Raw genomic sequence first — 21,651 nt, forward strand, 5'->3', positions numbered from 1 at the left:
ACACTGTCATTCTCCGCCCACGGGCGGGGCGCCGCATGCCGGTTCAGTGCCCGTTCTGCGCCAGCCGCAGCAGGTGGTCCGCCAGGGCCTGGCCCCCGCTCGGGTCCCGGCTGATCAGCAGCAGCGTGTCGTCGCCGGCGATCGTGCCCAGGATGTCGTGCAGCTCCGCCTGGTCGATGGCCGAGGCGAGGAACTGGGCGGCCCCCGGCGGGGTGCGCAGGACGACGAGGTTGGCGGAGGCCTCCGCGGAGATCAGCAGCTCCTGCGAGAGGCGCCGCATGCGCTCCTCCTTGGCCGACTCCCCCAAGGGGGCACGCGGGGTACGGAACCCGCCCTCGCTCGGCACCGCGTAGATCAGCTCGCCGTCGGTGTTGCGGATCTTCACCGCGTTCAGCTCGTCGAGGTCCCGGGAGAGCGTCGCCTGGGTGACGCTCAGCCCGTCGTCGGCGAGCAGCTTCGCCAGCTGACTCTGCGACCGCACCGGCTGCCGGTTGAGGATGTCCACGATCCGGCGGTGCCGCGCGGTACGGGTCTGCGGCACGGCCGGTCCGCTACCCGCCGCCTGCTCGTGGTCCTGCGCCTGGCTCATCGTCGTCCTATTCTCCGGATCGTCCGTCCCCATCCACTGGGTTCGCTGCGTCGAGGATGCCGGGCAGCGCCCGCAGAAACGCTCCCGCCTCGTCGTCGGTCAGGTTCAGCGGCGGCATGAGCCGTACGACGTCGGGGGCGGGCGCGTTCACCAGGAACCCGGCCTCCTGGGCCGCCTGCTGCACCTGCGGCGCGCGCGGCCCGGTGAGCACGATACCCAGGAGCAGACCGGCGCCCCGCACAAAATCGATCAACGGGTGCCCCAGGCCCTCGATTCCCTCGCGCAGCTTCTCGCCCTGCCGCTTGACGTTCTCCAGCAGCCCCTCGTGCGCGATGGTGTCGAGCACGGCGAGTCCGGCGGCGCAGGCGACCGGGTTGCCGCCGAAGGTCGTACCGTGCTGGCCGGGCTGGAGCAGTTCGGCGGCCCGGCCGAAGGCCACGGTGGCGCCGAGCGGCAGTCCGCCACCGAGCTGCTTGGCGAGGGTCACGACATCGGGCAGCACGCCCTCGTGGGCCTGGTACTCGAACCAGGTCCCGGTGCGGCCGATGCCGGTCTGCACCTCGTCCAGCACCAGCAGGGCGCCGGTGGCGGCGGTGATGGCGCGGGCGGCCTTCAGATAGCCGGCCGGGGGCACCACCACCCCGTTCTCGCCCTGGACCGGCTCGATGATCACCAGAGCGGTCTCCTCGGTGACCGCCGCCGCGAGCGCCTGGGCGTCGCCGTAGGGCACGTGGGTGACCTCACCGGGCAGCGGCAGGAAGGGGTCCTGCTTGGCGGGCTGGCCGGTGAGCGCGAGGGCGCCCATCGTACGGCCGTGGAAGCCGCCGGTGGTGGCGACCATGTGGGTGCGCCCGGTGAGCCGGCCGATCTTGAAGGCGGCCTCGTTGGCCTCGGCTCCGGAGTTGCAGAAGAAGACGCGGCCCTCCCGGCCGAAGAGCGTCAGCAGCCGTTCGGCGAGGGCGACGGTGGGCTCGGCCATGAAGAAGTTGGAAATGTGGCCGAGGGAGGCGATCTGCCCGCTGACGGCCTCCACGATCGCCGGGTGGGCGTGACCGAGGGCGTTGGTGGCGATGCCGCCGACGAAGTCGTGGTACTCCCGGCCCTCGGCGTCCCAGACCTTCACGCCCTCGCCGCGCACGAGGGGCAGGCGGGGGGTGCCGTAGTTGTTCATGAGCACGCCCTGCCAGCGCTGGGTCAGCTCCTGGTTGCCCTGGTGCTCGTGGTTGCCCTGGTTGCCCGTCACTGTGCGTCCCCCTCGAGCTCGTCGGGCACGACCATCGTCCCGATGCCTTCGTCGGTGAAGATCTCCAGCAGGATCGAGTGCTGGACCCGGCCGTCGATGACGCGGGCGGTGTGCACCCCGTTGCGCACGGCGTACAGACAGCCCTCCATCTTCGGCACCATGCCGGAGCTCAACTCCGGCAGCAGCTTCTCCAGTTGGGAAGCGGTGAGCCGGCTGATCACCTCGTCGGAGTTCGGCCAGTCCTCATAGAGGCCCTCGACGTCGGTGAGGACCATGAGGGTCTCGGCGCCCAGTGCCGCAGCGAGTGCCGCAGCCGCCGTATCAGCATTGACGTTGTAGACATGGTGGTCGTCCTGGGAGCGGGCGATCGACGACACGACCGGGATACGGCCGTCGGCGAGCAGCGCCTCGATGGCGCCCGTGTCGATCGCGGTGATCTCGCCGACCCGCCCGATGTCGACCAGTTCGCCGTCGATCTCGGGCTGGTGCCTGGTCGCGGTGATGGTGTGGGCGTCCTCGCCGGTCAGGCCGACGGCGAGCGGCCCGTGCTGGTTGAGCAGACCGACCAGCTCCCGCTGCACCTGCCCCGCCAGCACCATCCGTACGACGTCCATCGCGTCCTCGGTGGTCACGCGCAGGCCCGCCTTGAACTCGCTGACGATGCCGTGCCGGTCGAGGGCGGCGCTGATCTGCGGGCCGCCGCCGTGGACGACGACCGGCTTGAGGCCGGCGTGCCTGAGGAAGACGACGTCCTGCGCGAAGGCGGCCTTCAGTTCCTCGTTCACCATGGCGTTGCCGCCGAACTTGATGACGACGATCTTGCCGTGGTGCCGGGTCAGCCAGGGCAGCGCCTCGATGAGGATCTGGGCCTTCGGCAGGGCCGTGTGCTTGCGAGTGCTCATGACGAGTAGGCGCTGTTCTCGTGGACGTAGTCGGCGGTGAGGTCGTTGGTCCAGATCGTCGCGGTCTCGGTGCCCGCCGCCAGGTCGGCGACGATGTGCACCTCGCGGTAGCGCATGTCGACCTTCTCGCGGTCCTCGCCGACCGAACCGTTCTTGCACACCCACACGCCGTTGATGGCCACGTTGAGCTGGTCCGGCTCGAAGGCGGCCTTCGTGGTGCCGATCGCGGAGAGCACCCGGCCCCAGTTGGGGTCCTCGCCGTGGATCGCGCACTTGAGGAGGTTGTTGCGGGCGATGGAGCGGCCCACCTCGACGGCGTCCGCCTCGCTCGCCGCGTTGACCACCTCGACCTTGATGTCTTTGCTGGCGCCCTCGGCGTCCCGGATGAGCTGCTGCCCGAGGTCGTCGCACACCTGCCGTACGGCACCGGCGAACTCCTGGAACTCCGGGGTGATGCCGGAGGAGCCGGAGGCGAGCAGCAGGACGGTGTCGTTGGTGGACATGCAGCCGTCGGAGTCGACGCGGTCGAAGGTGACCTTCGTGGCCGCGCGCAGCGCCCGGTCGAGTGCGTCGTCGTCCAGCTCCGCGTCCGTGGTGAGGACGACCAGCATGGTGGCGAGGCCGGGGGCGAGCATGCCGGCGCCCTTGGCCATGCCGCCGACGGTCCAGCCGTCCTTGCTGACGACGGAGGTCTTGTGGACGGTGTCGGTGGTCTTGATCGCGATGGCGGCCTTCTCGCCGCCGTGCTCGGACAGCTGGGCGGCGGCCGTCTCGACGCCCGGGAGCAGCTTGTCCATGGGCAGCAGGACGCCGATGAGCCCGGTGGAGCACACGGCGACCTCGATGGCGCCCCGGCCGAGCACCTCGGCCACCTTCTCGGCGGTGGCGTGGGTGTCCTGGAAGCCCTTGGGACCGGTGCAGGCGTTGGCTCCGCCGGAATTGAGGACGACGGCGGAGACCTGGCCGCTCCTGAGGACCTGCTCGGACCACAGCACCGGCGCGGCCTTCACACGGTTGGAGGTGAAGACGCCCGCGGCGGCACGGCGCGGCCCGTTGTTGACCACGAGGGCCAGGTCGGGGTTGCCGTTCTCCTTGATCCCGGCGGCGATCCCCGCCGCCGTGAATCCCCTGGCTGCCGTGACGCTCACGGTGCGACTCCGATCGTGGAAAGCCCGGTGGTCTCGGGAAGACCGAGGGCGATGTTCATGCTCTGGACGGCACCGCCGGCGGTGCCCTTGGTCAGGTTGTCGATGGCGCTGATCGCGATGATGCGGCCCACGGACTCGTCGTATGCGACCTGCACCTGAACGGCGTTGGAACCGTAGACGGACGCCGTCGCGGGCCACTGGCCCTCGGGCAGCAGGTGCACGAAGGGCTCGTCGGCGTAGGCCTTCTCGTAGGCGGCGCGGACCGACTCGGCGGTGACGCCCGCCTTCGCGGACGCGCTGCACGTGGCGAGGATCCCGCGCGGCATCGGCGCGAGCGTCGGCGTGAAGGAGACCGAGACCCGCTCCCCCGCCGCCCCGCTGAGGTTCTGGATCATCTCGGGGGTGTGCCGGTGGCCGCCGCCGACGCCGTACGGCGCCATGGAGCCCATGACCTCGCTGCCGAGCAGATGCGGCTTGGGCGCCTTGCCGGCGCCGGAGGTGCCGGACGCGGCGACGATCACCGCCTCGGGCTCGGCGATCTGCGCGGCGTAGGCCGGGAACAGGGCCAGGGTGACGGCGGTGGGGTAGCAACCGGGCACCGCGATGCGCTTGGACCCCTCCAGCGCGGCGCGGGCGCCCGGAAGTTCGGGGAGGCCGTACGGCCAGGTGCCGGCGTGCGGGGAGCCGTAGAACCTCTCCCAGTCGGCCGGGTCCTTCAGCCGGAAGTCGGCGCCCATGTCGACCACGAGGACATCGGGCCCGAGCTGCTCGGCGACGGCGGCGGACTGCCCGTGCGGCAGCGCGAGGAAGACCACGTCGTGCCCGGCGAGCGCCTCGGCCGTGGTCGGAGTCAGCACGCGGTCGGCCAGGGGCAGCAGATGCGGCTGCAGCGCGCCGAGCCGCTGGCCGGCGTTGGAGTTCCCGGTCAGGGCACCGATCTCGACCTCGGGGTGCGCGAGGAGCAGGCGCAGGGCCTCGCCGCCCGCGTATCCGCTCGCTCCGGCCACCGCCGCACGTACCGCCATGTCCATCCTCCTCGTGATGGCATGACTATACGTATTGCCGCAGTTTTATGCAACGACTATGCGGAGGGCCGGGCGATCTGCCGGGGAAGCATCACCCAGCGGGACACGACGAAGGTGACCGGGATCGCCGCCGCCGAGGCCAGCAGTGGGGCGAAGCGGCTCCCGGCGTGCAGGACGTCGACGATGACGTAGACACCCGAGGTGGCGACCAGGAAATTGGTGACGTTCGTCAGCGGGAACAGCAGGAATTTACGCCAGGTCGGCGGCGTCCGGTAGGTGAAGCGCGCATTCAGGAAAAAGGAGCCGATCATGCTGATCACGAAGGCGATGACATGCGCGAAGAGATAGGGCAGCCAGTTCAGGAACAGCAGGTAGAGACAGTAATAGGTGGCGGTGTTGATCACACCGACCGCGGCGAAGGTGAGGATCTGTCGCTTCAAGGAATGAGGTCTTTCGTCCGTTCCACGTTGGTCGCCTTCACCAGGAAGTGCGGACGACCCTTCACCTCGTAGTAGATGCGGCCGGTGTACTCCCCGATCACTCCCAGCATGACCATCTGCACCCCCGCCAGGGCCGTCACGGCGGTGATGATGGTCACATAGCCCGGAGTCTGGACCCCGTTGATCAGCGCGGCGCCCACGATCCAGGCCGTGTAGAGGCCCGCGCACAGCAGCAGTCCCACGCCCAGCCAGAGGGCGGCGCGCAGCGGGCGGTTGTTGAAGGACAGCAGTCCGTCGATGCCGTAGTTGAGCAGGCCGCGCAGGTTCCAGGAGCTGTTTCCGGCCTCGCGCGCGGCGTTCTCGTACTCGAAGGTGGTGCTCGGGAATCCCACCCAGGCGAACAGGCCCTTGGAGAAGCGGTTGTACTCGGTGAGGGCCAGCACGGCGTCCACCACACGGCGCGACAGCAGCCGGAAGTCTCCGACGCCGTCGACGAGTTCGACGTCGACCAGGCGGTTGACGAGCCGGTAGTACAGGCGCGCGGTGAGGGTCCGGGCGAGACCGTCGCCGGTGCGGCTGCGCCGGGCGATGACCTGGTCGTGCCCCTCCTCGCGCAGCCGGACCATCCGCCGGATCAGTTCCGGCGGGTGCTGGAGGTCGGCGTCCATGACGATCACGCAGTCGCCGGAGGCGTGCCGCAGGCCGGCGAGCAGGGCGGCCTCCTTGCCGAAGTTGCGGCTGAAGGAGACGTAGCGGACCCGTGCGTCGAGGTCGGCCAGGTGTTTCAGGACGGCGAGCGTACGGTCGCGGCTGCCGTCGTCGACGTACACGAACTCCATGTCGTGGCCGAGCGGCAGCAGTTCCTCGGCGACGCTCTGGATCTTCTCGTGGAAGCGTTCGAGGACGTCTTCCTCGTTGTAGCAGGGCGCGACGATCGATATCAGCATGGTGAATCCCCCCAGGGGCGCGGTGTCAGGGTGCAGTGGTCACGCGCTCGCGTGGTGGAGTGGGCGTGGGCGGCACGGGGGTGCGCCGGCGGCGGACGGCGGTGAGGGCGGTGAGCACGGTGAGGGCCGCGAGCGAGACGAGCCCGACGGTCGTGCCCAGCCGCAGGCCGGGTGGGTGGAAGGTGCAGGTCAGACTGGTTGAGCGGCCGTCGAGGGGGACGGCGATCAGGCCGTGGTAGTCCTCGGCGGGCCTGGCCGCGCCGTCCCCGGTGGCGCAGCGCCAGCCGGCGATGCGAGGTGCGGCGACGACCGCGATCCCCTTGCTGCCGGCGGGCAGTCGAGCCCGCACGGTGCCGTCGGAGACGCTCACCTCGGTGGCGCCGGTGGCCTTCAGCCGGGCCGCCGCGGTGTGCAGCCGCGCGGTGTCCAGGCAGCCGACCGCGCCGGGCGGGATTCGGCCGGGGCGGTCCGGGGACAGCTCGATCCGTACGCGCCCGGAGGCCGGGGTACGGCCGAGCGGCTCCATGGCGGCGCGGTTGCGGCCGTACTCGAACCGGAAGGGGACGCCGGTGCCGGAGCCCGCGAGCCGCGCGGTGCCGGAGAAGTGCGGGGCCCACAGGTTCACTTGCGTCCCGGCCGGGCAGCGGGCGGTGATCGTCGGCCCGGTCATGGCGTTGCCTGAGCCCACATAGCGGCTCCTCACCGGCTTCCCGAAGTCGTCGTCCACGGCGACGCGCGGCACGGTGTAGACCCGGCTGCCGAGCAGCAGTTCCTGGTTGCGGTACGGCGACGGGCCGAAGGGGGTGTCGTCGGGCGCGGTCCGCACGGTCACCAGGGGCGGCACCTCTCGCCGGGTCACGGTGATCGACCCGGTGGTCTCGGGCAGCGCCGCCTGGTGCGGGTCCGGCGGGTTGTGCAGCCGGGCGCCGACGGAGAAGAGGACGTCGGTGACGGCGTTGTCCAGGCTCTGCACACTGCGCCCGCGCGAGCTCCAGCCGCCGCCGAGGGCGGTGAGGGTGCGGCTGAGGACGTCCGAGGTGTGGCTGCTGTAGTACTGGGCGCCCTGGCCGCCGACCAGCATCGGATCGTTGCCGACGGTCTGTTCGCGGCCGGGGTCGGTGCGGTAGCGGGGCCAGCCGTCGGCCTCGGCGATCGCCGCCGCCTGCCGCTGCTGCCGCTCGCCCCAGGGCGCGTAGTCGTCCAGGTGCTTCAGGCGCAGCTTGGTGGCGACGGCGGAGGTGGCGGCGGTCTCGCCGACCTGCGCGCCGAGGAGGAGCACGACGGCCAGGCCGGCGAGTCGCGTGCGCGGCCCGGCGCGGCCGAGGAGGACGAGTCCGGTCAGGGTGCCCGCGACGGCGAGCAGCAGCACCGGCCAGGTGTGCGGCCGTACCAGCGTGCTGCGGCTCGCGACGGCGGCGACCAGGGCGAGCAGCGCGGTCGCGGCGCCGAGGGCCCGCCGGTCGGGGAGGCCGTACGCCAGGGCGTGCCAGGCGGCGATGACCAGCAGTCCGCACAGGACGAAGGCCTGCCGGTAGGAGCTGCCCTGCGGGGTGGCGAAGGCGTGCCAGACCAGGCTGGTGGGCGCCCACTGGAGCGACAGGGCGACCGCGAGGACGAGCGTGGTCCAGCCCGTGCGCACCGGGGCGGGGACCGCGCGGTGGAAGGGCAGGGCGAGGGCGAGCACCAGGGCGGTGATGCCGACGTAGAGGGCCGGGGAGCCGAAGCCGTAGGTCGTGGGCAGCAGGCGGGCCAGCAGGTCCTCGCCGGGCACGGGGGTGAACTGCCGTACGCGGCCAGGGTAGGCGTACTTGGTGCCGAAGTAGATCACCGTGACGAGGGGGGCGGCGAGGCCGATGCCGAGGGCGACGGTGAGGGTGGCGCGGCCGGCCGCCGCGAGGGCCTGTCGGCGGGGCGGGCGGGCGAGCAGCAGGCGCAGCAGCAGGACCAGGGCGGCGCCGAGGGTGGCCATGTAGGCGGTGTAGAAGTTGGCGGTCCAGGCGAGGGCGACGACCAGGACTCCGAGGAGGCGCCGGCGCCCCGCGGTCGCCCATTCGCCGACCAGGCACAGCAGCGGCAAGGCGATCAGCCCGTCGAGCCACATCGGGTTGTAGTCGGCGTCGGCCAGGGTCCAGCCGCACAGCGCGTAGGAGGCGCCGAGCAGTCCGGCGGCCCACCAGCGCCCGGGCCGCAGGGTGAGCAGCAGCCAGGTCATGGCGGCCGCGGCGGAGGCGGTCTTCAGGACCGTGACGACGTAGACGGCGAGGTCGATCCGGTCCCGTGGGAAGACGGCGACGAGCAGGGCGAAGGGGCTGCCGAGGTAGGTGCCGAGGTCGGGCAGGAAGCTGGAGCCGTACCCGGACTGCCAGTTGACGAGGAGGCCGCCGTCGGCGTGGCCGTGCAGCAGGTCCCACAGGTGGGCGTGGAAGGGCACGTACTGGTTGCCGAGGTCGTTGACGCTGCGGGTGCGGGGGCCGAAGGGGTAGCTGCGGGCGAGGACGTCACCCGCGCAGAACGCCGTGACGGCGACGGCCGCGGCGAGCAGGGCGGCGGCACGCCTCGGAGGGGATATCGGTGTCACACCCTGTTGCATTTTCCGGCGTTCCCCCACAAAGGTGTGCCCGTCTTTTTCGCCGACTTAGACGGTCCGTGTTTCGGGTTGGTTGTGCGCGTACCCAAAAGTGGCGCGCTGTCCTCCGAATACGGGAAACACCGTATGAATTTAATGACGCCCCGGAAAATCTCTGATTTCCGGGAGGTGTTTTTAAGGTGAACTGGATGGACCGGTCCTGCGGGCGGCGTAGGCGCGGGCGGCCCGGACCCGGTTGCCGCACTTCGTGGTGCACCAGCGGCGGGCCCCGTGGGAGCGCAGGAACCAGCGGGCGCAGCCCTGGGCGGCGCACTCGGTGAGCTGGTCGGCGTCGGCGCCGGTGAGCAGGTCGGTGGCGTCCTCGGCGAGCAGGGAGAGCGCGGCGGCGGCCGGGTTTCCGGTGTCGGGGAGGTCGGCGCGGCGGGGGCCGTCGGCGGTCCAGACGAGCCGGGGCGTGGCGGGCGCGGCGGCGAGCGCGGTGTTGAGGGCGTCGAGGGCGTCGGCGGGCGGGAGTGCCGGGCGGACGCGGGCCTCGAAGAGGGCGCGCAGTGCCTCGCGCAGGGTGCGCAGCCGGCCGGACTGCCTGCCGTTGATCACCACCTGGTCGGGCAGCAGCCCGTGCCGGACGAGCCAGAGGTGCGCGGCCCCGGTGTCGTCGAGCAGGTCGACCTGGCCGTGGCTGACGGTGAAGCGCGTGTTGACCAGCGCCAGCGAGAGGTACCGGTCCTCGCCGGGGACCGGGGGCCGATGCAGGTGGACGGGGTCCTCGTGATGCACGGCTCTCATGGTAATCCTTGCGGTTCTCCGTGAGGGAGGCTTAGCGTGTCTCACGGAGAACCATCGCAAAAACCGTGAGACAAGACCGTGAGAGGTGAGCCGTCGTGGCCTTCGACGTGCACGCGCTGCGCAAGGACTTCCCGATCCTGGAGCGGACCCTGGACGGCGGCGCCCCGCTCGTCTACCTGGACTCCGGCGCCACCACCCAGAAGCCCCTCCAGGTGCTCGACGCCGAGCGGGACTTCTATCTGCACCACAACGCGGCCGTGCACCGCGGCGCGCACCAGCTGGCGGGCGAGGCGACGGAGGCGTACGAGCAGGCCCGGCACACCGTCGCCCGGTTCATCGGCGCCGCCGCCGACGAGGTGGTCTTCACCCGCAACACGACCGAGGGCATCAACCTGGTCGCCTACGCGCTGGGCAACGCCGGCCGGCTCGGACCCGGCGACCGGATCGTGGTGACGGAGATGGAGCACCACGCGAACCTGGTTCCCTGGCAGCAGCTGGCCGAGCGGACGGGGGCGGCCCTCGACTGGTTCGGGCTCACCGACGACGGCCGGCTCGACCTGTCCCGGGCCGGGGAACTGCTGGACGAGCGCACCAAGGTGCTCGCCCTCGGCCACCAGTCCAATGTGCTCGGCACGCTCAACCCGGTGCGCGAACTCGCCGACCGGGCGCACGCGTTCGGCACCCTGGTGGTCGTGGACGGCGCCCAGTCGGTGCCGCACCGCCCGGTCGACGTGACGGAGCTGGGCGCGGACTTCCTCGCCTTCTCCGGGCACAAGATGCTCGGCCCGAACGGCGTCGGCGTGCTGTGGGGCCGCGCGGACCTGCTCGCCGGACTGCCGCCGTTCCTGACCGGCGGCTCGATGATCGAGATCGTGGAGATGGACCGCACCACCTTCCTGCCGCCGCCGCAGCGCTTCGAGGCGGGCGTGCCGATGACCTCGCAGGCGGTCGGGCTCGCGGCGGCGGTGGAGTATCTGGAGCGGCTCGGCATGGCGGAGGTGGCGGCGCACGAGGAGGCGCTCACCGCCCGCGCGCTGGAACTGCTCGCCGAGGTCCCGGGCGTCCGGATCGTCGGCCCCACCGAGCTCGCGGACCGGGGCTCGGCGGTCTCCTTCACGGTCGACGGCATCCACCCGCACGACGTGGGCCAGGTGCTGGACGAGCGGGGCGTCGCCGTCCGCGTCGGCCACCACTGCGCCCGGCCCATCGTGAAGCGGTACGGCATCCCGGCGACGACCCGGGCGAGCTTCTACGTCTACAACACGCCGGCCGAGGTGGACGCGCTGGTGGAGGGTGTCCGCGCAGCTCAGAAGTACTTCGGCGGCTGATCGCCGGACCGCGCTTGACCTGGAGCGCGCTCCAGGTTCTACCGTTCTTGTCATGACCAGCGGACAGCCCCTCCCTGACGGTCGGGAGCCGTCGTTGACCATCGCCCAGGTCGCCGAGCGCACGGGTCTTACGCAGGACACGCTGCGGTACTACGAGAAGGCCGGCCTGATCGAACGGGTCGGCCGGACCACCGGCAACCAGCGGCGCTACCGGGCGGCGGACCTGGCCTGGCTGGAGTTCCTGCTGCGGCTGCGCGAGACCGGCATGTCGATCAGCGACATGCAGCGCTACGCACGGCTGCGGGCGGAGGGGGACGGCACTCTCGCCGAGCGGCTGGCGATGCTGCGCGAGCACCGCGCCGCACTGGCCGACCGGATGCGGGCGCTGCGGCGCAACGCGTCCGCGCTGGACGACAAGATCTCCCACTACGAAGGGCTGCTCCACGACGGGCGGCCGGGAACGGACGAGCGGACATGAGCCAGAGCACCACCCGTGACGAACGCTTCGCCCATGGCCTGGAGGTCCTGCGGTCCGTCGACGGTGAGGCGGGGCAGCGGGTCATCGACTCGCTCGCCGACATCAGCCCCGAGCTGGGGCACCAGATCGTCGCCTGGGGCTTCGGCGAGGTCTACGACCGGCCGGGACTCCCGCCCCGCGACCGCCAGTTGGTCACCCTGGGCATGCTGACCGCGCTCGGCGGCTGCGAGCCCCAGCTGGAGGTGCACGTCAACGCGGCGCTGAACGTGGGGCTCACGCCCGAGGAGATCGTCGAGGCGCTGCTGCACTCGGCCGGGTACTGCGGTTTCCCGAAGGCGCTGAACGCGACCTTCGTGGCGAAGAAGGTCTTCGCCGAGCGCGGGCTGCTGCCGCTCGGACAGCGGCCCGCGCCGGAGGGCACTACTTCTGCCTGATCCTCAGGAACGTGATCGAGTTCGCCGGGAAGGTGTAGGTGAAGCTGTCCGCGACTCCGGTGAAGGTGGACGTCCGCGGTGCGACCGCCGTCGACGTCTCGCTGTTCACCGCGTCCGGTGCGGCGGCGAGCGTGGTCACCTGCGCCTCGGGGGTGGTCTTCGCACCGCCCAGGTCGATGGCCGTACGCGCTGCCGAGGACTGGTCGTTGACGACCTTGACGATCAGCTCGCCGGTCTTCGCGTCCCGTGTGACGACCTGGCGGAACGGCTCGGCCGGCTTGTCGTCGGTGAAGCTGCCCCACTGCTGCCCGTCGAGGTACAGGGTGACCTGGCGGCCGCGCACCTTGATGTCGATGTCGTAGGCGCGGCCGGTGTCGACCGAGCCCGGCTTGGCGATCAGGGTGGACTTGCCGCCGTCCACGGCCTGCTCGACCGCGGTCTGGGTGTTGTTCCAGCCGCCGATGTTCCACCAGTAGTAGGTGCCGGTGTCCTTGACGCCGAAGGCGACGAGGAAGCCCTCCTGACCCGCCTTCTTGGTGGCCTTCACCCGCAGGTCGTAGTCGTGCCAGGCGGGGTCGCCCGCCCAGACCATGGTGTTCTGGGCGGTGGTGTCGGTCTGGACGTACTGGCCGTCCTGGACGCTCCAGCTCCCGGTGCCCGTGTGGGTCCACTGCGAGGCGTCACCGGAGAAGTCGTCGCCGAGCAGGGTCGATCCGTCGGCGGCGGTGACCTTCACGTCGTCGTAGGCGGCGCTGCTGTCGTTCGAAATATCAGACACTGGTCAACATTTCGAACGCACGCCAGAGGAGGGGTGTGAACACGTCAATGGGGCAACGCGGTCGCCCGTAAGCTCGCCTCATGGATCTGCAGCCCCCGTACTGGCCGGTCACCGATGTGCCGGCCTATCTGGCCGGCCGCTGGCGAGTGGAGCGCAGCGTGCGAGACCTGGCGAGCGGAGCGGAAGGACACTTCTCAGGGGAGACCGTCTTCACCGCGCTTCAGGCCGGCGGCCTGCTGCACGAGGAGTCCGGCACCTTCACCTGGCAGGGTGTGGCGCGCCCCGCCACCCGCACGCTGCGGTTTCTGCCAGGGCCCGGGCCGGGCACGGCGGACGTGCGGTTCGCCGACGGGCGGCCCTTCCACGCGCTGGACCTGACCTCGGGGCGGTACCTCGCCGAGCACCCGTGCGCGGCCGACCTCTACCGCGGCGAATTCACCGTCCGCGACGCCGACCGCTGGCGCTCGGTGTGGCGGGTGGGCGGCCCCGCGAAGGACCTGGTGCTGACCACGGACTACGTGCGCGAGGGCTGAGCCGAGCCGGCCTCGAGGCGAAGGCTCCAGCGGCCCGCGCGGCCGGTGACGGTGGACGTGGACAGCGGGCGGACGTCGATGTTCCAGTAGGTCGAGGGTGGTGCCTTCAGGGCGTAGACCAGGACCGCGCGGATGACGGCGGGCTCGGCGACGGCGACGATCCGGCCGCCGTCCTCCGCCGGCCGGGTGTCCAGCCAGCCGCCGACCCGGGAGATGAAGGCCAGCAGGGACTCGCCGCCGTGCGGGGTGGCGCGCGGGTCGGCGAGCCAGGCGTCCACCGCGCCCGGCTCGCGGGCCATCGCCTCGCCCAGGGTCAGCCCACGCCAGCGGCCCATGTCGCAGTCCCGCAACGCCAGCTGGGCCAGCGGGGCGTAGCCCAGCGCGTCGCCGGTGGCCCGGCTGCGCGGGGTCGGCGAGCAGTACCGCAGGTCCGCGGCCGCCAGCGGCAGCAGATCCCCGGCGGCGCGTTGCACCTCGTCCCAGCCGGCCTGGTCCAGCGGCCGGTCGTCGTCGAAGCGCTCCGCGAGCAGCGGGGTGCTGCGCGCGGCGGCGACGAACGTCACCCTCAGTGGCATGCGGTGATGGTGAGCCGCAGGTGAGTGCAGGGTCAAGGGGTGCCGTCGTGAGTTACAGCGGGTGTGCGACCGCTCACTCGGACTCGAAGCGGTGGACCATCCACTGGTCGGGGCGGTCCAGCGAGCGGAAGCCCAGCTTCTCGTACACCCGGTGCGCGTCCTCCGTGGCGAGCAGGATGCGGCGCAGTCCGTACGGCTTCAGGTGGTCGCGGATGCGGCCGACGAAGGCCGTGCCGACGCCCTTGCCGCGCACCGAGGGGTCCACGTACACATCGGCGAGCCAGGCGAACAGCGCCTGGTCGGTGACCACGCGCGCGTACGCCACCTGCTCCCCCGAGGCCCGCTCGTACACCCCGAAGTTCAGTGAGCCCGCCATCGCCCGCTCGTGCTTCTCGCGGGGCCGGCCGATCGCCCAGTAGGCGTCGGTCGACAGCCAGCCGTGGACCCGGTCGACGTCGACGCGGGCGGGGTCGGCGGAGAACTCGTAGCCGTCGGGGAGTCGGGGTGTGCTGTCCATGGTGTGATCCTCGCAGGCCAACGCGGCGCCGGTCCAAGGGCTTTCGGCGCCGCGCAGCCGCTAGAACACCTCGTCGCAGGCCGCCCGCAGCCGCCGTACGCCCTCCGTGATCTCCCCGGTGCCGGCGACCGCCGCGAAACTCAGACGGAGGTGGGCGGCGGGAGGTTCGGCACTGAAGTAGGGACGGCCGGGGGTGAGGGCGACGCCCGCGCGCAGGCCGGCCGCGGTGAGGGCGGACTCCTCGGTGCCGTCGGGGAGGCGCAGCCAGAGGTGGTAGCCGCCGGACGGGACGTGCGGCAGGGCCAGTTCGGGCAGGTGCCGGGCGAGCGCTGCCGTCATGGCGTCGCGGCGGGCCTTCAGCTCGGCCGACAGCGCCCGCAGATGGCGGGGCCAGGCCGGGGAGCCGACCAGTTCGAGGGCGGCCTCCTGCAGCGGCCGGGGGACGAAGAAGCTGTCCACGACCTGGATGGCGCGCAGGCGTTCCAGCACCGGGCCACGCGCGGCCAGGGCGCACACCCGGAAGCTGGGCGAGGTCGCCTTGGTCAGCGAGCCGACGTGCACGACCACGCCGTCCGGGTCGTCGGCGGCCAGTGGCCGGGGCAGCGGGGCAGCGTCGGCGTGCACCAGGCGCCGTACGAAGTCGTCCTCGACGACGAAGGCGCCGGCCTCGCGGGCGATGCGCAGCACCTCGGCGCGCCGGCCGGGGGCCAGCACGGCACCGGTGGGGTTCTGGAACAGGGGCTGGCAGACGAACACCCGGGCGCCGCTGGCCCGGAAGGCGTCGGCGAGCAGGTCGGGGCGCACTCCGTCGGGGTCGACAGGCACCGGGACCGGGCGCAGTCCGGCGGCGCGGGCGCAGGCCAGCATGCCCGGGTAGGTGGGCGACTCGACCAGGACGGGGGCACCGGGCGGGGCGAGAGCGCGCAGGGCGGTGGCCAGGGCGGGCTGGCCGCCGGCCGCGATGAGCACCTCGGCCGCGGTGACGGCCCCGCCGATCTCGCGCGCGAACCACTCCCGCAGCTCCGGCAGGCCCTCCAGCGGCGGCCTCCCCCAGGCGCCCGGCCGCCGCCCGGCCCGGGCCAGGGCCGCCGCCATGGCCCGCTCGGGCTGCAGGGAGGGATGCAGATAGCCGCCGTTGAACTCCAGCACGCCGGGCGGCGGCGCGGCCAGCGAGACCGTGACCCCGGAGGCGTCCACCGTGCGCGGTACGAGCTCGGCGGCGCCGTCGGCGCTCAGCGCGACCTCCTGCCAGGAGGTGTCCCCGGCGGGGGTCTCCGTCGTGCGCGGCCGGGCCCGGAAGGCGCCGGCCCCGGGCCGGGTGACCACCAGTCCCTCGGCGGCCAGCTGGGCGAGGGCGCGCGAGACGGTCACCGGGCTCACGCGGAACCGCTCGACCAGCTCCCGGCTCGACGGGAGCTTTCCACCAGGAGAGTAGCGGTCGAGGTCCCGACGGAGCTGTTCTGCCAGTTCACTGACGCTGCTACGCTGATGCATGAGAACACAGAGTAGCGCTACTGTACCGAGCCCCATAGCGGTCACCGCTCCCCGCGAGCGTCGCGGCCTCGGCACCGGTCTCGCCGCCCTCGGCGTCGCCGCCTTCTCCCTGACCTTCCCGGCCACCGCCTGGGGACTGGAGGGCTTCGGCCCCTGGTCGCTGGTGGCCGTGCGCAGCGTCCTCGCCGCGCTCGTCGCGGGCGGCTGCCTCCTGGTTCTGCGGGTTCGGCTGCCCGAGCGCCGGCATCTGCCGGGTCTCGCGGTCGTCGCCGCCGGTGTCGTGCTCGGCTTCCCGATGCTGACCACGCTCGCCCTGCGGACCTCCACCACCGCGCACGCCGCCGTCGTGGTGGGACTGCTGCCGCTGACCACCGCCGTGTTCTCGGCGCTGCGTACCGGCAGCCGCCCCTCGCGCCGGTTCTGGCTGGCCGCGCTGGCGGGGGCCGCGGCCGTGGCCGCCTTCACCGCCGGGCAGAGCGGCGGTGCGCTGACAGCCGCCGACGGGTATCTGTTCGCGGCCCTGCTGGTGTGCGCGGCCGGCTACACCGAGGGCGGCCGACTGGCCCGGATCATGCCGGGCTGGCAGGTGATCGGCTGGGCGCTGGTGCTGTGTCTGCCGCTGACCGTGCCGGCCGCCGCGGTGGCGCTGGCGTACGAGCCCCTCCAGCTCACCGGGCACGGCATCGCCGGTCTGCTGTGGGTGGCGCTGGGCTCGCAGTTCCTCGGCCTGGTCGTCTGGTACCGGGGCATGGCGGTCATCGGCATCCCCCGGGCCAGCCAGTTGCAGTTGGCTCAGCCGCTGCTCACACTGGTGTGGTCGGCGCTGCTGCTGGGCGAGCACTTCACGGCGGCCGCTCCGGTGACCGCCGTCGCCGTGCTCGTGTGCATCGCCGTCACCCAGCGGTCGTGATCATGAGGAGGACCTGCGAGATGCGTGCAGCCAAGGGTGACCACCTCGTCCAGCATGGCAGGGTGGTCGGCCAACACGACCAGGAAGCGGAAGTCCTCGAAGTCCTCGGCCAAGAGGGCAACCCGCCCTACCGCGTCAAGTTCCAGGACGGACACCAGGCGATCCTGTCGCCCGGACCCGACTGCCAGGTCAAGCACAAGGAAGAGCGACAGCGGTAGGTCACCGCGGTGGCTTCACCGCTCCTCCGTAGTGGTCGGTGATCACGCGTGACATCGCCCCGATCGGATCGGCCGCCACGTCCGCGGCGGCGAAGAACACATGCCCGCGCACCTGCGGGTAGCCGGCGGCGAGGGTGAGGTGCCGGGACAGCTCGACCGGGTCCTGCCAGGCCGAGGGCTGCCCGGCGGCCCCCGCCCGGTACAGGGCCTCGCCGATGTAGAGGTGCGTCTTCGTGCCCTTCGCGACCGCCGCCCACCACTCGACCAGCTTCGCGTAGTCGGCGGCGGCGAAGCCGATGTGCCAGTACAGCTGCGGGACGACGTAGTCGATCCAGTGGCTGCGCACCCAGGTGCGCGTGTCCGCGTACAGGTCGTCGTACGTCTGCACGCCCGCCCGGGTGTCCGAACCGCGCGGGTCGGCCGAGGCGTTGCGCCACACCCCGAAGGGGCTGATCCCGAACCGGGTGCCGGGCCGGACCCTGCCGATGCCGGCGGCCATCTCCTGCACCAGCCTGTCGACGTTGTCACGCCGCCAGGCGGCCCGGCTGGAGAAGTCTCCGCCGTAGCGGTCGTAGGCGTCGTCGTCGTCGAAGGTCTGCCCCGCGACCGGATACGGGTAGAAGTAGTCGTCGAAGTGGACGGCGTCGACCGGGTATCTGACGACCGCGTCGAGCATCGCCTGCTGGACGAAGGCGCGGACCTCGGGCAGGCCGGGGTTGTAGTAGAGCCTCCCGCCGTAGGGGACCGCCCAGTCGGGGTGCCTGCGGGCCGGGTGCGAGGCGGCCAGCCGGCTGCGGTCGGTGTGGTTCGCGATCCGGTACGGATTGAACCAGGCGTGCAGTTCCAGACCCCGGGAGTGGGCCTCCTGCACCGCGGTGCCCAGCGGGTCCCAGCCGGGGCTGCGGCCCTGGGTGCCGGTGAGGTACTCGGACCAGGGCTCGTACGGGGACGGCCACAGGGCGTCGGCGGTGGGCCGCACCTGGAAGATCACCGTGTTGAGCCGGTCACGGGCCGCCCGGTCGAGGTGGGCGATGAGCTCCTGCCGCTGCGCGGCGGCCGGGAGCCCGGGCCGGGACGGCCAGTCCCGGTTGGACACGGTCGCGAGCCACACGCCCCGCATCTCGGCGGCGGCCGCACGGGGCCGGCGATAGCCCGCGACCGCCGGACCCGGCGCCGTCACCAGCGCCGACAGTGCCGCCAGGGCGAAGGTCCGACGTGCCAGATGCCCCATCCGAACACCCCATACGCTCCGGATCCGCACCGTCACGGATCGTTCCGCGCCCCAGGATGCCCCCACCCCGCCGATCGATCATCGATACTTGACGGTAACGTGCTCGATCGGAGCAGGCGCCGAACCCGGAGGTCCTGCCAGCGAGCAGGAGAACAGCGAAGGGGACGATGTGACCGACATCGAGCGCGTCGGAGTCGTGGGCTGCGGCCAGATGGGCGCGGGCATCGCCGAGGTGTGCGCCCGCGCGGGACTGGACGTGAAGGTCGCCGAGACCACCGGCGAGGCCCTGGAGATAGGCCGTACCCGGCTGTTCAGCTCCCTGGCCAAGGCTGCCGAGCGCGGCAAGATCACCGAGGAGGAGCGGGACGCCACGCAGGCGCGGCTCACCTTCACCACGGACCTCGGCGAGTTCGCGGACCGCGACCTCGTGATCGAGGCGGTCGTGGAGAGCGAGCCGGTGAAGACGGAGATCTTCCAGGTCCTCGACCAGGTGGTGACCCGCCCGGACGCGATCCTCGCCTCCAACACCTCCTCGATCCCGCTGGTGAAGCTGGCGGTCGCCACCTCCCGTCCGGACCACGTGGTCGGCATCCACTTCTTCAACCCGGCCCCGGTGCAGAAGCTGATCGAGCTGATCCCGGCGCTCACCACCTCCGAGGGCACCCTCAGCCGCGCCCAGGTCTTCGCCGAGAAGATGCTCGGCAAGCACGCCATCCGCGCCCAGGACCGCTCCGGCTTCGTGGTCAACGCGCTCCTCGTGCCCTACCTGCTGTCGGCCATCCGGATGTTCGAGTCGGGCATCGCGAGCCGCGAGGACATCGACAACGGCATGGAGATGGGCTGCGCCCACCCCATGGGCCCGCTGAAGCTCTCCGACCTGATCGGCCTGGACACCATCGTCTCCATCGCCAACTCGATGTACGCCGAGTACAAGGAGCCCCTGTACGCCGCTCCCCCGCTGCTCCAGCGCATGGTCGAGGCGGGCCGGCTGGGCCGCAAGACCGGCTCGGGCTTCTACACCTACGGCTGATCACACAGAGCTACGCCTCCGGGCCCGGCACCGCACTCGGTGCCGGGCCCGTGTCGTTTCACACACCGTGTGCGCGCCGGGCACGCATATGCCGCGCGCACACGCTCCCCGCGCGCCCACCAGCAGAGTTCACTCTTCATACCCATGCAACGGATGTGGCGGACCACATCCGGCTACAGAGAGGAAGGAAACCGTGACCAACGATTCCGATCATTCCGTGGTCCAGGAGGAACTCGCAGAGTTACGTCGCCGCCTCGACGTCGCGTACGCACGTGTCGAAGGAGGGCTGGCGCTGCTCGATCACCGCGCCGAGGAGACCGCCAAGGAAGTGGACGAGCTGAACTCCCGGATGGTCTCCCTGGAGCACGCGCGCTGGCCCCTGCCGTCGGTCGCCGCGCTCACGACGCTGGGAGCGCTCGTCGTGACGGTCTGGCAGGCACTGGCCCGCTAGGCACCGGAACCGCTCGGCCCGCTAGCCCTCGGCGAGCCTGAGGTGGTGCAGCAGGAGTAACGCGGCCGCCATGTTGGCGGCCGGGACCTCCCCACGGGCGATGAGGTCGGGAACGAGTTTGAGGGGGACCCATTCCCGGCGGTCCGACTCGAAGTCGTCCACGGGGTGCCCGATGTACTCGCCCCGGTCGGACCAGTAGATGTGGTGCCGGGCGTCGGTGAGGCCGTTGGACGGCTCCACGCTCATGAGGTGGTGCAGGGGCCCCGGCCGCCAGCCGGTCTCCTCCTCCAGTTCCCTGGCGGCCGCGCTCGCGATGTCCTCGCCGTCCTCGACGACGCCCGCGGCCAGTTCCCAGCCCCAGCTGTCGGTGATGAAGCGGTGCCGCCACAGCAGCAGCACCTCGTTCGCCTCGTTGACCACGGTGGCCACGGCCACCGGCCGCAGCCGGATCAGGAAGTGGTCCAGGTGCCGGCCGTCCGGCAGCTCGACATCTGCGAGATTCACGCTGAACCAGCGGTTTGCATACACAGTTTGTTCGTTCTGCTTCGTCCACTGCACGGTTCTGCCACCTTCCGCCGAGTAAGTGGCAATATCGCAGCAGGGACTGTGGACCTACAGAGGGCCTACAGCGGTACGCGCAGTGCCCCGTCGATGAGTTCGGCGGCTTCGGCGGTGCCGGCCGAGCCGCAGCGCGCCAGATGTTCGCGTACCGCGCGGAGTCTGTCGCGCAGCCGCTGGGACTCCATCCCGCGTGCCTGCTCCGCCATCTGCACGGCGGTGACCACCGCCTTGTCGGCGTTGCCCTGGCGCAGCTCGATGGTGCTGAGCATGGCGAGCCGGTGCACCCGCCCCCGGTCGTGGGCCGGGTTCTCGACGGCCGCCGCGGCGTGCTCCCGGGCGGCGGCCAGCTCGCCGAGGCTCAGCAGCGCCTCGGCCACCTGCACATTGACCAGGCCCGGCTGGACATAACCGGTCTCGTCGGGCTCGTATCCGCGCCGGATCCGCTCGGCCGCCGCCTCCGCGCGCCGGATGCAGGACAGGGCGCCCGCGGAGTCGCCGAGGTGGGCGTAGGCCTTGGCCTGCATCGCGTACAGGTCGGAGGCGAGCGCCGGGGTGATGTGCTTGCCGGCGGCCCGCAGCGCGGCCTCGGCGAAGGCGACGGCCTGCCGGTATTCCCGCATGAACAGCGACTGGTTGACCAGCAGCGCTATGACGTACGCGCCAAGTCCCCGGTCGCCGCTGGCCTTTGCCAGCCGCAGCGCCTGATGGAAGTAGCGCTGGGCGAGACCGTGGGCGTCGGAGTCGTACGCGCAGATGCCCGCGATCGCCACCAACCCGCCGGTGGCGCGGTGCAGTTGGCGTCCGGTGGCGTCGGTGTAGCTGCCGCGCAGCAGCGGCGCCGCCTCGGCGTTCAGGAAGCCGACGATCCGGGTGCGGGTCGCGATGCCGCCGGCCTTGCGGTACATCTGCTCGTAGTGCGTCCGCGCGGCGCGCAACATCTCGATGTCGGCCGGGGTGACCCGGTGCCGGCCGCCGCGCGAGACGTCGACGTCCTCGGGCGGGTTCTCCCACTCCCACACCGGCATGACGGCCGGTGTCCCGGTGACGGCGGGGGCGCCCAGCACATGCGGCCGCTGCTGTTCGTCGGAGCGCCACAGGGCGGTCGCCCGCTCCACGAAGCCGCCCAGCGAGCCGGCGTGCGGGGTGCCGGGCTCGCCGGGCACGCCCAGGCCGATGTCGTCGAGGGTGACGGGACGGCGGAGGCGGGCGGCGAGCACCTCGCAGATCAGGTCCGGGACCTGTCCGCGTGGTCGCTGGCCCTTCAACCAGCGCGCCACGGCGGTGTGTTCGTACCGGAGCGCGAGGCCGCGCCTGCGGCCCGCCTGGTTGACGTGGGCGGCGAGACCGGCGTGCGAGATCCCCGCCTCGTCCAGGATCGCGTCGAGCAGAGTGTTGGGCTGCATGGGATGCCCCCCGAGTGGCCTGGTGCGATTCAGCGTAGTGTGC

General features: G+C 71.8%; 23 protein-coding genes and 1 pseudogene. 8 read left to right on the plus strand and 16 right to left on the minus strand.

Going from position 1 to position 21,651, the window contains the following annotated elements:
* Window positions 1-43: 43 nt before the first annotated feature.
* From ACIBJF_RS01075 to ACIBJF_RS01115, 9 genes are all read right to left on the minus strand, one after another.
* Window positions 44-589: an arginine repressor gene (locus ACIBJF_RS01075; protein WP_399171530.1), complete on the minus strand. Its 546-nt coding sequence runs from the start codon at window positions 587-589 to the stop codon at window positions 44-46.
* Window positions 590-596: 7 nt separating this feature from the next.
* Window positions 597-1,832, minus strand: a complete 1,236-nt coding sequence (locus ACIBJF_RS01080; RefSeq protein WP_399171531.1) for an acetylornithine transaminase — start codon at window positions 1,830-1,832, stop codon at window positions 597-599.
* On the minus strand, window positions 1,829-2,734 hold the full coding sequence (argB, locus tag ACIBJF_RS01085) for an acetylglutamate kinase (protein WP_365717339.1): 906 nt from the start codon (window positions 2,732-2,734) through the stop codon (window positions 1,829-1,831). The genes ACIBJF_RS01080 and argB overlap by 4 nt, the downstream gene beginning before the upstream one ends.
* Window positions 2,731-3,882: a bifunctional glutamate N-acetyltransferase/amino-acid acetyltransferase ArgJ gene (gene argJ / locus ACIBJF_RS01090; protein WP_399171532.1), complete on the minus strand. Its 1,152-nt coding sequence runs from the start codon at window positions 3,880-3,882 to the stop codon at window positions 2,731-2,733. Before argJ ends, argB begins: the two co-directional genes overlap by 4 nt.
* Window positions 3,879-4,907 (minus strand): N-acetyl-gamma-glutamyl-phosphate reductase, encoded by a 1,029-nt coding sequence (argC, locus tag ACIBJF_RS01095; protein WP_399171533.1) that lies wholly within the window; start codon window positions 4,905-4,907, stop codon window positions 3,879-3,881. The genes argJ and argC overlap by 4 nt, the downstream gene beginning before the upstream one ends.
* Window positions 4,908-4,963: 56 nt before the next feature.
* Window positions 4,964-5,347, minus strand: a complete 384-nt coding sequence (locus tag ACIBJF_RS01100; RefSeq protein ID WP_399171534.1) for a GtrA family protein — start codon at window positions 5,345-5,347, stop codon at window positions 4,964-4,966.
* Window positions 5,344-6,294: a glycosyltransferase family 2 protein gene (locus ACIBJF_RS01105; RefSeq protein WP_399171535.1), complete on the minus strand. Its 951-nt coding sequence runs from the start codon at window positions 6,292-6,294 to the stop codon at window positions 5,344-5,346. Before ACIBJF_RS01105 ends, ACIBJF_RS01100 begins: the two co-directional genes overlap by 4 nt.
* Window positions 6,295-6,319: 25 nt before the next feature.
* Window positions 6,320-8,884, minus strand: coding sequence for a YfhO family protein (locus ACIBJF_RS01110; RefSeq protein WP_399171536.1), 2,565 nt, complete (start codon window positions 8,882-8,884; stop codon window positions 6,320-6,322).
* A 171-nt stretch (window positions 8,885-9,055) separates the two neighbouring features.
* The gene (locus tag ACIBJF_RS01115; RefSeq protein WP_399171537.1) at window positions 9,056-9,667 is read right to left on the minus strand and encodes an ABATE domain-containing protein; all 612 of its coding nucleotides are present in this window, start codon (window positions 9,665-9,667) and stop codon (window positions 9,056-9,058) included.
* Between the two features lie 95 nt (window positions 9,668-9,762).
* On the opposite strand from ACIBJF_RS01115, the gene ACIBJF_RS01120 reads away from it, so the two are divergent.
* The 3 genes from ACIBJF_RS01120 to ACIBJF_RS01130 are packed head-to-tail and all read left to right on the plus strand — an operon-like array spanning window position 9,763 to window position 11,907.
* Window positions 9,763-10,995: a cysteine desulfurase gene (locus tag ACIBJF_RS01120; RefSeq protein ID WP_399171538.1), complete on the plus strand. Its 1,233-nt coding sequence runs from the start codon at window positions 9,763-9,765 to the stop codon at window positions 10,993-10,995.
* A 52-nt stretch (window positions 10,996-11,047) separates the two neighbouring features.
* Window positions 11,048-11,473 (plus strand): MerR family transcriptional regulator, encoded by a 426-nt coding sequence (locus ACIBJF_RS01125; protein ID WP_399171539.1) that lies wholly within the window; start codon window positions 11,048-11,050, stop codon window positions 11,471-11,473.
* Window positions 11,470-11,907, plus strand: coding sequence for a carboxymuconolactone decarboxylase family protein (locus ACIBJF_RS01130; RefSeq protein ID WP_399171541.1), 438 nt, complete (start codon window positions 11,470-11,472; stop codon window positions 11,905-11,907). Before ACIBJF_RS01125 ends, ACIBJF_RS01130 begins: the two co-directional genes overlap by 4 nt.
* On the opposite strand, the pseudogene ACIBJF_RS01135 reads toward ACIBJF_RS01130, so the two are convergent.
* A pseudogene (locus ACIBJF_RS01135) lies at window positions 11,894-12,664 on the minus strand (alpha-L-arabinofuranosidase C-terminal domain-containing protein); the annotation flags it as partial. The gene ACIBJF_RS01130 and the pseudogene ACIBJF_RS01135 sit on opposite strands and share 14 nt — an antisense overlap.
* Window positions 12,665-12,765: 101 nt before the next feature.
* Here ACIBJF_RS01135 and ACIBJF_RS01140 point away from each other — a divergent pair.
* Window positions 12,766-13,218 (plus strand): DUF6314 family protein, encoded by a 453-nt coding sequence (locus tag ACIBJF_RS01140; RefSeq protein ID WP_399171542.1) that lies wholly within the window; start codon window positions 12,766-12,768, stop codon window positions 13,216-13,218.
* On the opposite strand, the gene ACIBJF_RS01145 is transcribed toward ACIBJF_RS01140, so the two are convergent.
* The 3 genes from ACIBJF_RS01145 to ACIBJF_RS01155 form a co-directional block, all read right to left on the minus strand.
* The gene (locus tag ACIBJF_RS01145) at window positions 13,200-13,793 is read right to left on the minus strand and encodes a histidine phosphatase family protein (RefSeq protein WP_399171543.1); all 594 of its coding nucleotides are present in this window, start codon (window positions 13,791-13,793) and stop codon (window positions 13,200-13,202) included. The two genes, ACIBJF_RS01140 and ACIBJF_RS01145, sit on opposite strands and share 19 nt — an antisense overlap.
* A 73-nt stretch (window positions 13,794-13,866) precedes the next feature.
* On the minus strand, window positions 13,867-14,310 hold the full coding sequence (locus ACIBJF_RS01150; RefSeq protein WP_399171545.1) for a GNAT family N-acetyltransferase: 444 nt from the start codon (window positions 14,308-14,310) through the stop codon (window positions 13,867-13,869).
* A gap of 60 nt (window positions 14,311-14,370) precedes the next feature.
* Entirely contained in the window at window positions 14,371-15,804 is a 1,434-nt protein-coding gene (locus ACIBJF_RS01155; protein WP_399171546.1) for a PLP-dependent aminotransferase family protein, read from the minus strand.
* Between ACIBJF_RS01155 and ACIBJF_RS01160 the strand changes: the two genes are divergently transcribed.
* Window positions 15,803-16,714: a DMT family transporter gene (locus ACIBJF_RS01160; protein WP_399171547.1), complete on the plus strand. Its 912-nt coding sequence runs from the start codon at window positions 15,803-15,805 to the stop codon at window positions 16,712-16,714. The two genes, ACIBJF_RS01155 and ACIBJF_RS01160, sit on opposite strands and share 2 nt — an antisense overlap.
* Before the next feature lie 20 nt (window positions 16,715-16,734).
* Window positions 16,735-16,932, plus strand: coding sequence for a DUF1918 domain-containing protein (locus ACIBJF_RS01165; RefSeq protein WP_399171548.1), 198 nt, complete (start codon window positions 16,735-16,737; stop codon window positions 16,930-16,932).
* Window position 16,933: 1 nt separating this feature from the next.
* On the opposite strand, the gene ACIBJF_RS01170 is transcribed toward ACIBJF_RS01165, so the two are convergent.
* Window positions 16,934-18,163, minus strand: a complete 1,230-nt coding sequence (locus ACIBJF_RS01170; RefSeq protein ID WP_399171550.1) for a glycoside hydrolase family 10 protein — start codon at window positions 18,161-18,163, stop codon at window positions 16,934-16,936.
* Between the two features lie 169 nt (window positions 18,164-18,332).
* Between ACIBJF_RS01170 and ACIBJF_RS01175 the strand changes: the two genes are divergently transcribed.
* Together ACIBJF_RS01175 and ACIBJF_RS01180 are read left to right on the plus strand one after the other, a co-directional pair.
* The gene (locus tag ACIBJF_RS01175) at window positions 18,333-19,193 is read left to right on the plus strand and encodes a 3-hydroxybutyryl-CoA dehydrogenase (RefSeq protein ID WP_399171551.1); all 861 of its coding nucleotides are present in this window, start codon (window positions 18,333-18,335) and stop codon (window positions 19,191-19,193) included.
* A gap of 193 nt (window positions 19,194-19,386) precedes the next feature.
* On the plus strand, window positions 19,387-19,644 hold the full coding sequence (locus tag ACIBJF_RS01180) for a hypothetical protein (RefSeq protein ID WP_399171552.1): 258 nt from the start codon (window positions 19,387-19,389) through the stop codon (window positions 19,642-19,644).
* A 21-nt stretch (window positions 19,645-19,665) separates the two neighbouring features.
* Here ACIBJF_RS01180 and ACIBJF_RS01185 read toward each other — a convergent pair whose 3' ends face one another.
* Together ACIBJF_RS01185 and ACIBJF_RS01190 are read right to left on the minus strand one after the other, a co-directional pair.
* Window positions 19,666-20,202, minus strand: coding sequence for an NUDIX hydrolase (locus tag ACIBJF_RS01185; RefSeq protein WP_228618736.1), 537 nt, complete (start codon window positions 20,200-20,202; stop codon window positions 19,666-19,668).
* A gap of 65 nt (window positions 20,203-20,267) precedes the next feature.
* Window positions 20,268-21,608, minus strand: coding sequence for a transcriptional regulator (locus ACIBJF_RS01190; protein WP_399171553.1), 1,341 nt, complete (start codon window positions 21,606-21,608; stop codon window positions 20,268-20,270).
* Between the last annotated feature and the right edge of the window lie 43 nt (window positions 21,609-21,651).

It is taken from the genome of Streptomyces sp. NPDC050743 (assembly GCF_044456925.1).
Taxonomy (GTDB): domain Bacteria; phylum Actinomycetota; class Actinomycetes; order Streptomycetales; family Streptomycetaceae; genus Streptomyces.